Genomic DNA, 13,854 nt, shown 5'->3' on the forward strand with positions numbered 1-13,854 from the left:
TAGCTATGCTAAACTTGCTAATGCACTTTCGTAATTAGGTTCGTCTTTAATTTCGCTAACTTGTTCTGTATGTAGGATGGTTCCGTCTTTTTCAATTACCACGATACAACGAGATAATAAACTTTCTAATGGACCATTATTTATAGTTAAACCATAATCTTTTCCAAAATTTCCAGTTTTAAAATCTGAAAGACTGATGACATTATCTAAACCTTCTGCACCACAAAAACGTGCTAAGGCAAATGGTAAATCTTTAGAAATACAAAGAACTTTAGTGTTTTCTAATTGACTCGCTTTTTCGTTAAAAGTTCTTACCGATTGCGCACAAGTACCAGTGTCTATACTTGGAAAAATATTTAAAACTAATCTACTGCCCTTATAATCGGCCATTGATTTTGTTGATAAATCCGTTGCAGTGAGTTTAAAATCAGGTGCTTTGCTTCCTACAGATGGTAAGTCGCCTATAGTTTCTATAGGTGATCCTCCTAATGTTATATTTGCCATGTTTTCTAAATTTTAGTGAATGTTAAAAATAGCAACTTTTAAGCGTATTCGTATAAAATAAAACAGAATATTTGAATTAAATAGGTGGATCATATAATGACATCCACAAATAGATGAAAATAAAAAAAGCCCTTAAACGTAATGCTTAAGGGCTTTAGTATAGCTGTTGAATTTTTAACGTAGTTCTGCGCCAAGCTTATTTTCAAAATTAGCCTGAAGTTTAGACATAATTTTATCAATCTGCTTATCGTTAAGCGTTTTATGTTCGTCTTGTAGCATGAAACTTACCGCATAACTTTTCTTGCCAGCTGGTAAATTGTCACCTTGATAAACATCAAAAAGTTTTACGCTTTTCAACAATTGCTTTTCCGTTTGTTTGGCAATTGTATTAATGTCATCAAAAGTTACCTTTTCATCTAAAAGAAGTGCGAAATCACGTCTTACCGCTGGATATTTAGGGATTGGGGTAAATTTAATGGTGTTGTAATGAACCATTTCTAATACATTATCCCAATTGAAATCTGCATATAAAACGTTTTGAGAAATTCCAAAATGCTTCAATACAGATTTCTTGACTAATCCAAAGTCAACTAATTTCTTTTTACCGACAGATAAGCTCATACCTTCACTAAATACATCCATTTTAGTTGGTGCATATTTTAATTTGGTAAGACCTAATCGATCTAAAATCGCTTCAGTTGTTCCTTTTAAAAAGAAGAAATCACTTGGGTTTGATGCCGAATTCCAGCGTGTTTCATTTTTATTTCCTGTAACTAAAAGAGAAAGGTGTTTGTTTTCAGCTCGTGTTTCAGAATATTGATGGTAGGTCTTTCCGAATTCAAACAATTTTAAATCCGAACGTTTTCTATTAATGTTATGAGCCGCTGCTTCTAAACTAGAAAACAATAAAGACTGACGCATGACTTCTAAATCCGTACTAAGTGGGTTAAGCATGCTAACATTGTGATCGGGATTTAAATCTTCACTAAGCTCCACGTATTTAGGAGATGTTAACGAGTTAGCCATAATCTCAAAGAAACCTTGAGAAACTAACTGATTGCCTATCACATTTTGAAGTTTATAATCTTCAAGTTTAGGAAAATGAGCAATAGACGCATTTAGCTTTTCAGAAGTACCTACATTATTGTAGCCATAAACTCGTAGAATTTCTTCAATAATATCTACCTCGCGTTGAACATCATTTCTATAAGCAGGAATAGTTAATCCTAAACCAGCTTCAGTAACGTTGTTCACTTTTATGTCTAAAGACGAAAGAATACTCTTAATGGTTTCTTCCGGTATATCTTCACCAATTAACTTTTTAGCATTGGCAAAACTAAGTCTTACCTCAAAATCTTTAATTTTTTTTGGGTAAGTATCTAAAATATCACTTGTAATTTCTCCACCAGCAACTTCAAGAATTAATAAAGCGGCACGTTTTAACGCGTATTCTGTAAGGTTAGGGTCAATTCCTCTTTCAAATCGGAATGAGGCATCTGTATTCAATCCATGACGTTTAGCTGTTTTTCTAACACTTACGGGATTAAAATAGGCGCTTTCTAAAAATATACGTGTTGTGTATTCTGTAACGCCTGAGTCAATGCCACCAAAAACACCTGCTATACACATTGGTTTTTTAGCATCACAGATCATAAGGTCTTCTTCGTGTAATTCACGCTCAACACCGTCTAGAGTTGTAAATTTTGTTCCAGCTTCACAGGTTTTAACTTGAATTTTATTCCCTGTTATTTTATCACCATCAAAGGCGTGTAAAGGTTGTCCTAATTCGTGTAGTACATAATTAGTGGCGTCTACGACATTATTAATCGGCGCTAAACCAATTGATTTTAAGCGGTGTTGTAGCCAATCAGGAGAAGGGCCAACTTGGATTCCAGAGATCGTAACTCCGCAATAACGCGGTGCTTTATCGTAATCTTGAACGTCAACATCAACCTTATATGCTCTTGCGTCTACGTGGTAAGAACTTACAGAAGGCGTAATTAATTCTAAAGAAATATCTTTTTGTAAAAGCCCCGCTTTTAAGTCACGAGCAACCCCGTAATGACTCATGGCGTCCGCACGGTTTGGCGTTAAACCTATTTCAAAAACTTGATCGTTTTCAACTTTGAAAAGCTCTGCAGCCGGAGTACCAACTTTAGTTTCAGGATCTAAAACCATAATGCCATCATGAGACTCTCCAAGACCTAACTCGTCTTCGGCACATATCATACCATGGCTTTCTTCGCCTCGGATTTTTCCTTTTTTTATGGTCCAAGCTTCACCCTCTGGAGTATACAAAGTCGTTCCAATAGTGGCCACTGGAACTTTTTGTCCTGCTGCTACATTTGGAGCTCCACATACAATTTGTACAGGCGTATCTGTGCCGATATTTACGGTGGTCACCTTTAATCGGTCGGCATTTGAATGCTGCTCACAGGTTAAAACTTCGCCTACAACGATGCCTTTTAATCCCCCTTTAACAGATTCGTAATTAGTTATTCCTTCTACTTCTAAACCAAGATCAGTTAATAATTCGCCAGTTTTTTCAGCGTCCCAATCTACATTTATGAACTGTTTAAGCCAGTTGTATGAAATCTTCATAGTTTCAATTTAATCAAGCAGCAAAGATAGTAATTCCAACAAGTGAATGAAATATGAAATCAATTTTTTATGTGATCTTTATATTGTTATTTTGAACAAAATTTAAAAAAAAACATTTATATGCGTTACGCCCTTGTTTGCCTATTACTAGTAATATTAACTTCTTGTGAGAGTGAAAAGAAAGAGTATAAATTAAAAAACGGAACCTACCGCGCAAGTTTAGAAACAAAAGATAATGTGAAGTTGCCTTTCATTTTTAAAGTTGAATCAGCTACAAGTTTGAAAATCTTTAATGCTGAAGAAGTTATAGATGTTGATGAAATCACTTATAGAAATGATTCTGTATTTATACAAGCTCCTGTATTTGAAGGTTATTTAGTGGCGAAATTTGAAGGTGATAACCTCAAAGGACACTTTGTAAAAGAAAGCTTAGATAGAGTAGTTCCTTTTATTGCTGAATATGGTAAGTCTAACCGTTTTGAGGTCAGTTCAAGTCCATCACAAGACGTAAATGGAACTTGGGAAACTACTTTTGGAAAAGGTGATCCTGATCAGGAATATATTGCGCAAGGCATATTTAAACAGGAAAATGAAAAGGTCACAGGTACCTTTAGAACCACAACGGGTGATTATCGTTATCTAGAAGGTGTGATGGATGGTAATGAAATGAAGCTGTCTACTTTCGATGGCGCTAACGCTTATTTATTTACAGCGATAGTTTCAGATTCAACTATGGAAGGTTCATTTTATTCAGGAAATCATTATAAACAACCTTTTGAAGCTAAGCGTAATTCGTCCTTTGAATTGCCCAGTGCAGATGAGCTTACGTACTTAAAGGCTGGTTATGATCAACTTGAATTTACCTTTCCTGATGAGAATGGCAAAATGGTGTCATTAAGTGATGAGCGTTTTAAGGAGAAGGTTGTTGTGGTTCAAATTATGGGAACTTGGTGTCCAAATTGTTTGGATGAAAGTAAATACTTCGCTGAATTTTACGACAGCAACAAGGATAAAGGGTTCGAGGTTATTGGTTTAGCTTTTGAATATGTGAAAACTCAGGAAAAGGCTTTCAATAGCATTGCGCGATTAAAAGAGCGATTAGATATTAAGTATCCGATTCTTTTAGCGCAGTACGGTACGTCTGATAAAGTAAAGGCGCAAGAAAAATTGCCGATGTTGAATCAAGTCTTGTCTTATCCAACCTCTATATTTATTGATAAAACCGGGAAGGTTCGAAAAATTCATACAGGATTTAATGGGCCTGCGACAGGTACCAAGTATCTAGAGTTTAAAGAAGATTTTGAAGCATTCGTGGGGAGCTTATTAGATGAGTAATTGGTCATCTCATATTCAATTTGCGCTAATATAATTTGCAAACCGACTAAGAGGTGAAGTTCAATCGGGTTAAATTTGTATTGAACTCAAAAAAAAGTAAGATAAATGTCATTAGTAACAATCATAATTAGTATTCTTTTACCGCCATTAGCTGTATTTCTAAAGAGTGGTTTAGGAACTCAATTTTTAATAAGCCTTTTGTTAACATTAATAGGTTGGTTGCCAGGTATAATTTACGCACTTTATGTCAATAGTAAATAAAGGAAAACTATGGAAAATGTATTAGTTGCAGGTGCTAATGGTACCACTGGCAGGCATATTGTAAATAAATTAAAATCTTCATCAAACTTTAATCCGGTTGCGATGGTAAGAAAAGAAGAGCAGCAGAAGCAATTTAAGGAAGAGGGAGTGGAAACGGTTCTAGCGGATTTAACGCAAGACCTTAGGCATACTGTAAAGGGTATAGATAAGGTGGTTTTTGCGGCTGGATCTGGTGGAAAGAATGTTGTTGAAGTTGATCAAGAAGGAGCAAAGTGCCTTATGGATGTTTTAAAAACGGCAAACATCAAGAGATTTGTAATGTTGAGCTCTATGGGAGCAGATCATCCGGAGTCTGTAACGGACTTAAAAGATTATATGAAAGCCAAGCAAAATGCCGACGAGCATCTAAGAAATAGTGGGCTAAAATACACTATTGTTAGGCCAGGTGCGCTTATTAATGCTGAAGCTAAAGGGAAAATAGAATTGAAGGGAAAACTAAATAAACAGGGAGAGATAAGTAGAGAAGATGTCGCTCAAACCCTTGTTGGTGCCTTAGATGATGAGGCGCCTTTTAATACAACCTTTGAAATTATTGAGGGTGATACTTTAATAGGAGAGGCGCTTAGTAGTTTTAATAGTTAAGTCAGGCACAAAGTAAATTAGTATATAAAATAAAAGATAGAGGCGTTTTTTAAAGCGTCTCTTTTTTATTAGGCTAATTTATAGACTGCCAAACACTAACTAATATAATTCCAGATATTGCGATACTTACTCATTTGTCTGTAGGTGTGGAGAATTGCTTTGTTTTCGGGTAAAGCTAAGCTTGGGTCTACTTTAAGTATGTTTTTGGCGTAATAGCGTGCTTGTTGAAGAATGTCTTTATCTTTTACAATATCAGCAATACGTAAATTTAAAACACCACTCTGTTGTGTACCCATAATATCCCCTGGCCCACGAAGTTTTAAATCTACTTCGGCAATCTCAAAACCGTCACTGCTTCTTACCATAGTCTCAAGGCGAGTTTTGCTATCCTGACTCAATTTATGGCCTGTCATTAAAATACAGTAACTCTGTTCTGCTCCACGACCTACGCGTCCTCGTAATTGGTGTAATTGTGATAACCCGAAGCGTTCAGCACTTTCAATAATCATCACTGAGGCGTTGGGAACGTTTACGCCAACTTCAATAACTGTGGTAGCCACCATAATTTGAGTTTCGCCTTTTACAAATCGTTCCATTTCAAAATCTTTATCCGCTGGTTTCATTTTTCCGTGAACAATGGAAATTTGATAATCTGGCATCGGAAATTCTCGAGCCACGCTTTCGTAGCCATCCATTAAATCCTTATAATCCATTTTTTCACTTTCTTGGATTAAAGGATACACGATATAAACTTGTCGGCCTAAAGCAATTTCATCTCGTATAAATTTGAAAACTTTAAGGCGATTACTATCATAACGATGAACTGTTTTTATTGGTTTTCTACCTGCAGGTAATTCATCGATAACAGAGATGTCCAAGTCGCCATAAACAGACATGGCTAAAGTTCTAGGAATTGGCGTAGCAGTCATGACCAAAATATTTGGTGGAAGCGTATTTTTGTGCCATAATTTTGAGCGCTGAGCAACACCAAATCGATGTTGTTCATCTATAATTGCAAGACCTAAATTCTTAAATTTTACCTTATCTTCGAGGAGAGCATGAGTGCCAATTAAGATCTGTAAATCGCCATTTTCTAAATTTTCGTGTATAATTTTTCTATCTGAAGTTTTTGTTGACCCAGTTAGTAGTGATATGCTGATTCCTAATGGTTTACATAGCTCACTTAATCCCTGGTAGTGTTGGACTGACAAAATTGCAGTCGGTGCCATTAGGCAGCATTGGAAACCGTTGTCAAGCCCCATGAGCATTGACATAAAGGCGACTATGGTTTTGCCTGAGCCTACATCGCCTTGTAAAAGTCGATTCATTTGAGCATTGCTGCCTAAGTCTTGTCTTATTTCTTTTAAAACACGTTTCTGTGCATTGGTTAAATCGAATGGTAAATGCTCTTTGTAAAAAGTATTAAAATAGTCTCCAACTTTATCAAAAGTAAATCCTTTTATTTTTGATTTATGGATGAGATTTTTAATAATTAGCTGCAGTTGAATATAAAATAATTCTTCAAATTTTAATCGGAATTGAGCACGTGCTAAAAGCTCTGGATTTTTTGGAAAATGTATATTAAAAAGAGCCTCAGATTTAGAAAGTAATTTTAGTTCAGCTAATAAAGAATCGGGTAAAGTTTCTATAAATCGTCCTTTGGTTTCCAAAAACAGTTGTTGCATTATTTTGGTCGTAACACGATTTGTAATGCCTTTATTCGAAAGCTTTTCTGTGGATGGGTAAATTGCTTGCATCGCAGAACGCAAATTACTTTCATGTTCAGATTGCAACTCCATGTCGGGATGAGGCATACTAAATTTTCCATTGAACCAATTGGTTTTACCGAAAATCACATAAGTTTGACCGGTTTTTAGACTGTCTCTAATCCATTTTTGTCCTCTAAACCACACCAATTCCATTACTCCGGTGTCATCCCTGAAGTCGGCAACCAAGCGTTTGCCTCGCTTTTGTGCGACTTCTCTAAACCCTGTAATTCTTCCTATGACTTGAACTTCAGCATTATTTTGCTGTAGTTCGTCGATTTTATAGTATCTCGTTCGATCTATATAGCGATTGGGGAACAAGTTAATAAGGTCTTGATAGGTCTGAATACCCAATTCTGACCGCAACAAATCTGCTCGGTTTGGGCCAACACCTTTGAGGTAGTCAATGGGAGTTTGTAAGTTCGCACTCATAGTTGCGAATTTACCTATTTCATTTGAAAAAAGGAATCTCTTTTTTTTGCCATTCCTAACTTATGGTAAATTCTCTGAGAATGCTTGGTGTTTTAAGTCAGGTCCTTCGAGGGAATAACAATTTATCGTATTTTGGTCATATTCTTGTATATTGGATGTTATGAGAAACCTGATTGTTATTTTCGTGTTATTGTTTGTCAATGTTTGTGCGGCGCAGCAGATGGAATTCGTTGATTTTAAACGGCTGCATGCCTCTTTGTCGTTTGATGTTGATTCTACAATGGTTTCGGGCGATGTTGAGCTTCAATTTAAAATACTAAAAGATGTCGATTCTGTTTTTTTAGACGCTGTAAATATGAAGTTTGATTATTCGTTGAATACAAATGATGGTGTTCAGTTTTATAATGATGGAAAGAAATTGTGGATGGTGTCTGATTTTAAATCTGGAGTGTCGTACATTGTTAACTTCAGTTATCAGGTTGGTCCAAAGCAAGCTCTTTATTTTGTTGAAAAAAATGGATCTCCTCAGATCTGGACTCAAGGACAAGGGAAGTATACAAGTCATTGGCTGCCAAGTTTAGATGATACGAACGATAAAATAGAGTTCGATTTGACCATAACTTATGATGAAGATTATAAAGTTTTGGCTAATGGGCAACTTGAAAATATTCAAAAAGTGGATAGTTTGAAGGTCTGGCAATTTGATATGAAGCAACCGATGTCAAGTTATTTGGTAGCTTTAGCAATTGGTGATTACGATAAAAGAACGGAAACATCTAATAGTGGGACTCCTTTAGAGTTTTACTATTATCCTGAAGACTCATTAAAAATTGAATCAACTTATAAGTACTCGAAGGAAATGTTTGATTATTTGGAAGAAGAAATTGGATTTCCTTATCCTTGGGGCGTATACAAACAAGTGCCTGTTCATGATTTTTTATATGCAGGAATGGAAAATACAAGTCTTACTATTTTTTCAGATGCGTTTGTAGTGGATTCGGTAGGGTTTAATGATAAGAACTATGTAAATGTTAACGCTCACGAATTAGCGCATCAATGGTTTGGAGATTTAGTGACAGCCAAGTCAAGTGATCATCATTGGCTGCAGGAGGGCTTTGCGACGTATTATGCACTGTTGGCAGAGCGTAAGGTGTTTGGGGACGATTATTTCTATTTTAAATTATACCAATCGGCCCAAGAATTAGGAAGGCAAGATGTAGCTGGCGAAGGAACTTCATTATTAAATCCTAAATCTAGCAGTTTAACGTTTTATCAGCGAGGCGCATGGGTATTGCATGCCTTGCGGAGTAAGGTCGGTGATTTGGTTTTTAGAAAAGCTATTCAGAATTATCTTGAAAATCATCAGTTTTCGATTGTACAAACATCCGACTTTATTTCAGAGGTTGAAGTGCTAGCAGAGCAAGATTTATCGGGATTTGTTGATATATGGATTGTTCAAAAAGAGTTTCCTTTTGATGACGCAATTGGATTATTAAAGGAACAGTCAATGTATATTCAGGAATACATTATGGTTGACTGTGAGGCGAAAACTTCAAAATGTGCGGAATATTTAAAGTATGACGTGTCTGATGATGCCAAGGCGAAGATTATTGCTCAGGTGCCTTATTTGGTTAATGCTAATACTTTCAAGAATGGGTTGAAAGTAAGGCAAGCTATTTCTCAATATGTCAGCGACATTCCTAAGGAGTTAAAATCTGATTATGAATCTTTATTAAATGATAAGTCCTATATTACCATAGAAAACGCTTTATATAATCTGTGGGTTAATTTCCCTCAAGAACGTTCAAAATATTTAATTAAAACCCAGGATGTCATTGGTTTTAGTGATAAAAATGTGAGGTTGTTATGGTTGGTTTTACATCTTAATACTTTGGAATTTCAAGTGGATAAAAAACAAGCGATGTATGATGAGTTATTAAGTTATACAGCTGAAAAGTGGAATGCTGACTTAAGAATCAAAGCCTTTCAGTATTTAAATTTAATAAAAGCCTGTGCTGCAGAATGTGAAACTAATTTGGAGACCGCTAAATCACATCATAATTGGAGAATGGTGAAATTTGCAAGACAGTTTTCGGAACGATTAGATCAAAATAAAGAAGAATGAGAGCGTTGGTGATATCTGGAGGAGGGAGCAAAGGTGCTTTTGCAGGAGGAGTGGCTCAGTTTCTGATTCAGGAGGAGCATTATAAATACGATATATTTTTAGGTACATCCACTGGGAGTTTAATGGTGTCTCATTTGGGTTTGAATCGTATAGATAAAATAAAAGAAATATATACCAATGTCAATCAGAAGTCTATATTCGATAGTTGTCCTTTTGTTATCAAAAGAAAAAAAGGAGTTGAAACTATTGGGATTAACCATTATACGGTACTTCAAAATATATTTAAAGGGCATAAAACTTTTGGAACAAGTTTAAACTTAAAGAAACTTATTAAAAGAACCTTGACTAAGGAAGAGTTTGTAATGCTTAAAGGATGTCATGCGGATGTCGTTGTGACGGTATCTAACTTGTCGCTAAATCAAGTGGAATATAAATCAATCAAAGATTTTGATTATGACGAGTTTTGTGAGTGGATTTGGATCTCATGCAACTATACGCCCTTTATGTCATTGGCTTATAAAAATGGTTGTGAATATGCTGATGGTGGCTTAGGAGCTATGGTTCCTATTGAGGAAGCTATAAAAAGAGGAGCAACTACGGTGGATGCTATAATTCTGCAAACAGAAGTCACACAGTTGAACAGAATGCCATCCCTTAATGCATTTTCATTATTGACCAATATGTTTTCGTTTATGTTAGATCGAATTGAAAGTCAGAATATAAGAATTGGGAAATTCGTAGCGTCAAATCAAGATGCGATTATTAATTTTTATTATACGCCAACCGTGTTAACCACGAATTCCTTGATTTTCGATAAAACTAAGATGACCAAATGGTGGGAAAGAGGCTATGATTATGCGAAGTATAAAAATCAAGAGCTCAGTCCTATTGAGAGTCAAGAATAATTAGTAAATCAAATAAAGAATGATAGAAACACGGAATACGATATTCAGTGACATAAGAAAAAAGAGTATAAGAAGATGAGAGCACTAGTGATATCAGGAGGTGGTAGTAAAGGAGCTTTTGCAGGTGGTGTGGCTCAATATCTGATTGAAAATAAAAAACGTGAATACGATATGTTTCTGGGGACTTCTACCGGAAGTCTTTTGGTTCCACATTTAGCTGTGAATAAAATAGATAAACTCCATAATATCTTTACTAATGTACAGCAACATGATATTTTTAGTGTTAGTCCATTTGTGCAACGTAAAAAAGGAGATAGGGAATATGTGTCTATTGATTTTGTTAATTCGCTTTGGCAATTTATAAGGCGAAAACGAACCTTTGGTGAAAGTAAAGCGCTGCGTAGAAATATCAGGAAAAATGTAACTCGTGAGGAATACGAGCAGATTAAGAGAGAAAAGCATGATGTTGTGGTTACCGTTTCTAATTTGTCTATGAATCGTGTGGAATATAAGTCGATACAAGAGTGTTCTTATGATGAATTTTGTAATTGGATATGGATTTCTTGTAATTACATCCCTTTCATGTCATTAGCTAAAGTTGATGGTTATGAATATGCTGATGGTGGTTTAGGAAGTGTGATTCCAATCCGAGAGGCTATTCGTCGTGGAGCCACTGAGGTCGATGCTATTATATTAGAGGCTGAAACTCTGGGAAAGCAGAAGGTGTTAGGTAAGAACCCTTTCTCGTTAATGATTAGTTTATTTGGGCATTTGCTTAATCAAGTTGAACGCAATGATATTGTCATAGGTAAACTGGCGGCTAAGAATAGAAATGTCAAGTTAAACCTGTATTATACGCCGACAAGTCTCACTGAGAATTCTTTGATTTTCTCCAAGCGTTTAATGACCAAATGGTGGAAAGAGGGTTTCGAATATGCTAAAAGTAGAGACGTGTAGAGTGCAAAACTATATTTTAGTCTTTACCACATCTCACTAACTTCTTGTTTTATAAAAGCTAAAGCAGCATTGCTAGGTGCTGGTTTATTCATTAACTCCTTTAAAACCACTTCGCGAAGCTTGTTTGCTGTATCTGTATCTTCTTGAGATGTCGCTTTACGGATCATTTGAATGGTTGCATTTTTTGCAGCCTGAGTTATAGACCAACATTGATCGCTAACATAGATTTGTTGTGCTAGATTGTGCTCAAACTCTTGTTCAATATTTGCTATAAGTAACGCTTCGTAGTCTTCTTTGCTTGAAGATATTGGGTTGACTCTTGTGAGAAGTTTTGAAGGGGAAATACGTTCCAAAAAAAGAGTCATACGCTCATAGGCTTGTAATCGTAAAGGAAAGGCGTTTTTCTGTAAATCTTGTTGAATCATAAAACGTCTTCTGTTATTTTCATTCACTATATGCTGCTTGAAAAAGTAATAGGCAATTACACCAACAACTAACGTAGGAGCTAAGTTAAAGAGTAGTTGAATTATTTGATCAATATCCATGGAGATGACGTTTATGAGTTAATATTATAATGATTACCGCCAAGTTACTTATCTTAGTAAGAGTAATTTGGCATTTGGAAGCCGCAAAGTTAATCTATTTTAAAGAGTCTAAAAATATTTTGTTCGCCCTTAACTGAAATATTAGCAATTAAATTATGAAGCAAAACTATAAGAAAATTGGTATTGCGATTGCAATAATAATACTGGTACTTATTATATCAACGTATATAGCGAATCGAGTTATAGAAGGAAAAGTAACCACAGCTATTGAAAATTTGCCTTCATCTGTTTCTGTTGACTATTCAGAAGTAGAGGTTTCGGTGTGGACTGCTAAGATGACATTGAAAGACCCTGTTATAAAGATTACAGGACAAACGACAGGAAAAAACATCCTTGAAGCGACCTTAAAAGCGATTGAAATAGATGATATTAGTTATTGGAATTTGCTTGTTAATGATAAAATCTCTATTGAGGAATTTAATATCATTAAGCCTATTCTCAAATATTTGCATAATCCTCATGTTAAAAAAGACGATTATCAATCGGGTTTCCTAGACAAGATCAAACGTATTATCGATATAGAAAAACTTTCCATCAAGGATGCCGATATTCTAATATCAGATTATGATACGGATTCATTGCTATTAAGCATACCTAAGTTGAATGTTGGTATATCAGATCTTAAAATTAATTCTAAGTCATCAAAGTCAAACAAGAAAATTCGATACGATGACCTAAACGTACAGGCTAGAAATGTAAAATGGGCAAGCAATACCTATGATGATATCTATGCAAATACGATTTATTTAACGAATTCTGAGCTTAAGGTCGAAGACTTTCAGTATAAAACTAAGTATAGTAGATCTGAATATTCAGCACTTTTACCTAAGGAGCGAGATCATTTCGATTTAAAAGTTGAAGAAATAAAGCTACGGGATTTAGATTATGGTTTCGATTCAAATAAGAAATTTTATCTGACTTCAAATAAGGTTCAACTAATCTCTCCAACATCAGAAATTTATAGGGATAAGTTAGTAGCCGATGATTTAACAAAAAAAGCACTTTACGGAAAAATGCTAAGGGAATTAGATCTTAACTTAGGTCTCAAATCCATTGAAATAACAGATGGAAGTATTTCATATTTAGAAAAAGTGAATGCAGAAAATCAAGCAGGGCGTCTAGACTTTACAAATATGAATGCGACGATTACCAATCTAGGAAACACCTTCGGAGAGGAGGAAACCTCAATTAAGGTCAATTCTACTTTCATGAAAAACTCACCATTGGAAGTGCATTGGAATTTTAAAGTGGCAGATTCAACCGATCAGTTTACCTTTAAAGCGGACATAGGGTTATTGAATGCTACCGTAATGGATCAATTTACCCAGCCTAATCTTAATGTTGATTTAAATGGGGAGCTCAACCAAACATATTTCACGATTAGTGGAGCCCCAAACAGGTCTCGTATCGATTTAAAGGTAAAATATGAAGATTTTGAAATCTCCATTCTAAAGAAAGAAGGCAAAGAAAAAAATAAATTCTTATCAACTTTAGTCAATCTATTTGTTTCGAAAGATAGTGAGGACGACCAAAGAAGTTACCGTTATGGTCAGTCGGAAAATGTTGAACGTGATCCTACTAAATCTGTTTTCAATTTCATCTGGCTCAATATCAAAGATGGACTTCTATCTGCAATGGCTGGAAATGGAGAAAAAGCAGGTTAAACTTAATAAGACTCTTAATACATTGTTTATAATTTATCGCATTTCAATGAGGTAAAC

The 13,854-nt window shown here is 35.3% G+C and carries 11 protein-coding genes; 7 read left to right on the forward strand and 4 right to left on the reverse strand.

Going from position 1 to position 13,854, the window contains the following annotated elements; all coding sequences use genetic code 11:
- Positions 1–3 precede the first annotated feature (3 nt).
- The gene (tpx, locus tag DFQ11_RS12100; RefSeq protein WP_110476143.1) at positions 4–504 is read right to left on the reverse strand and encodes a thiol peroxidase; all 501 of its coding nucleotides are present in this window, start codon (positions 502–504) and stop codon (positions 4–6) included.
- 174 nt (positions 505–678) lie between these two features.
- Positions 679–3,105 (reverse strand): phenylalanine--tRNA ligase subunit beta, encoded by a 2,427-nt coding sequence (gene pheT / locus DFQ11_RS12105; RefSeq protein WP_110476144.1) that lies wholly within the window; start codon positions 3,103–3,105, stop codon positions 679–681.
- 120 nt (positions 3,106–3,225) lie between these two features.
- Here pheT and DFQ11_RS12110 point away from each other — a divergent pair, with 120 nt between their 5' ends.
- The 3 genes from DFQ11_RS12110 (at position 3,226) to DFQ11_RS12120 (ending at position 5,343) form a co-directional block, all read left to right on the forward strand.
- A complete protein-coding gene (locus tag DFQ11_RS12110) occupies positions 3,226–4,440 on the forward strand; it encodes a peroxiredoxin family protein (RefSeq protein WP_110476145.1) in 1,215 nt (404 codons plus the stop codon).
- A 105-nt stretch (positions 4,441–4,545) separates the two neighbouring features.
- Complete coding sequence (locus DFQ11_RS12115; RefSeq protein WP_110476146.1) at positions 4,546–4,701, forward strand: YqaE/Pmp3 family membrane protein; 156 nt, start codon at positions 4,546–4,548, stop codon at positions 4,699–4,701.
- A gap of 9 nt (positions 4,702–4,710) precedes the next feature.
- The gene (locus DFQ11_RS12120) at positions 4,711–5,343 is read left to right on the forward strand and encodes an SDR family oxidoreductase (protein ID WP_110476147.1); all 633 of its coding nucleotides are present in this window, start codon (positions 4,711–4,713) and stop codon (positions 5,341–5,343) included.
- Positions 5,344–5,438: 95 nt separating this feature from the next.
- Here the strand turns inward: DFQ11_RS12120 and recG are convergent, their stop codons facing one another.
- Entirely contained in the window at positions 5,439–7,541 is a 2,103-nt protein-coding gene (gene recG / locus DFQ11_RS12125; RefSeq protein WP_110476148.1) for an ATP-dependent DNA helicase RecG, read from the reverse strand.
- Positions 7,542–7,701: 160 nt separating this feature from the next.
- Here recG and DFQ11_RS12130 point away from each other — a divergent pair, with 160 nt between their 5' ends.
- The 3 genes from DFQ11_RS12130 (at position 7,702) to DFQ11_RS12140 (ending at position 11,528) form a co-directional block, all read left to right on the forward strand.
- Positions 7,702–9,666 (forward strand): M1 family metallopeptidase, encoded by a 1,965-nt coding sequence (locus DFQ11_RS12130; protein ID WP_110476149.1) that lies wholly within the window; start codon positions 7,702–7,704, stop codon positions 9,664–9,666.
- The gene (locus DFQ11_RS12135) at positions 9,663–10,571 is read left to right on the forward strand and encodes a patatin-like phospholipase family protein (protein WP_110476150.1); all 909 of its coding nucleotides are present in this window, start codon (positions 9,663–9,665) and stop codon (positions 10,569–10,571) included. Before DFQ11_RS12130 ends, DFQ11_RS12135 begins: the two co-directional genes overlap by 4 nt.
- A gap of 75 nt (positions 10,572–10,646) precedes the next feature.
- Positions 10,647–11,528 carry a patatin-like phospholipase family protein gene (locus DFQ11_RS12140; protein ID WP_110476151.1) on the forward strand — a complete coding sequence of 294 codons (882 nt, stop codon included), beginning with the start codon at positions 10,647–10,649 and terminating at the stop codon, positions 11,526–11,528.
- 23 nt (positions 11,529–11,551) lie between these two features.
- On the opposite strand, the gene DFQ11_RS12145 is transcribed toward DFQ11_RS12140, so the two are convergent.
- A complete protein-coding gene (locus DFQ11_RS12145) occupies positions 11,552–12,073 on the reverse strand; it encodes a DUF7935 family protein (RefSeq protein ID WP_110476152.1) in 522 nt (173 codons plus the stop codon).
- Positions 12,074–12,228: 155 nt separating this feature from the next.
- Here DFQ11_RS12145 and DFQ11_RS12150 point away from each other — a divergent pair, with 155 nt between their 5' ends.
- Positions 12,229–13,797 (forward strand): hypothetical protein, encoded by a 1,569-nt coding sequence (locus DFQ11_RS12150; protein WP_110476153.1) that lies wholly within the window; start codon positions 12,229–12,231, stop codon positions 13,795–13,797.
- The last annotated feature ends 57 nt before the right edge of the window (positions 13,798–13,854 follow it).

This window comes from Winogradskyella epiphytica (assembly GCF_003217215.1).
Lineage (GTDB): Bacteria > Bacteroidota > Bacteroidia > Flavobacteriales > Flavobacteriaceae > Winogradskyella > Winogradskyella epiphytica.

Bases quoted from the DNA above. Each gene is read 5' to 3' on its own strand.
- tpx (WP_110476143.1), bottom strand. From the start codon at position 504: ATGGCAAATATAACATTAGGAGGATCACCTATAGAAACTATAGGCGAC.
- pheT (WP_110476144.1), bottom strand. From the start codon at position 3,105: ATGAAGATTTCATACAACTGGCTTAAACAGTTCATAAATGTAGATTGG.
- DFQ11_RS12110 (WP_110476145.1), top strand. From the start codon at position 3,226: ATGCGTTACGCCCTTGTTTGCCTATTACTAGTAATATTAACTTCTTGT.
- DFQ11_RS12115 (WP_110476146.1), top strand. From the start codon at position 4,546: ATGTCATTAGTAACAATCATAATTAGTATTCTTTTACCGCCATTAGCT.
- DFQ11_RS12120 (WP_110476147.1), top strand. From the start codon at position 4,711: ATGGAAAATGTATTAGTTGCAGGTGCTAATGGTACCACTGGCAGGCAT.
- recG (WP_110476148.1), bottom strand. From the start codon at position 7,541: ATGAGTGCGAACTTACAAACTCCCATTGACTACCTCAAAGGTGTTGGC.
- DFQ11_RS12130 (WP_110476149.1), top strand. From the start codon at position 7,702: ATGAGAAACCTGATTGTTATTTTCGTGTTATTGTTTGTCAATGTTTGT.
- DFQ11_RS12135 (WP_110476150.1), top strand. From the start codon at position 9,663: ATGAGAGCGTTGGTGATATCTGGAGGAGGGAGCAAAGGTGCTTTTGCA.
- DFQ11_RS12140 (WP_110476151.1), top strand. From the start codon at position 10,647: ATGAGAGCACTAGTGATATCAGGAGGTGGTAGTAAAGGAGCTTTTGCA.
- DFQ11_RS12145 (WP_110476152.1), bottom strand. From the start codon at position 12,073: ATGGATATTGATCAAATAATTCAACTACTCTTTAACTTAGCTCCTACG.
- DFQ11_RS12150 (WP_110476153.1), top strand. From the start codon at position 12,229: ATGAAGCAAAACTATAAGAAAATTGGTATTGCGATTGCAATAATAATA.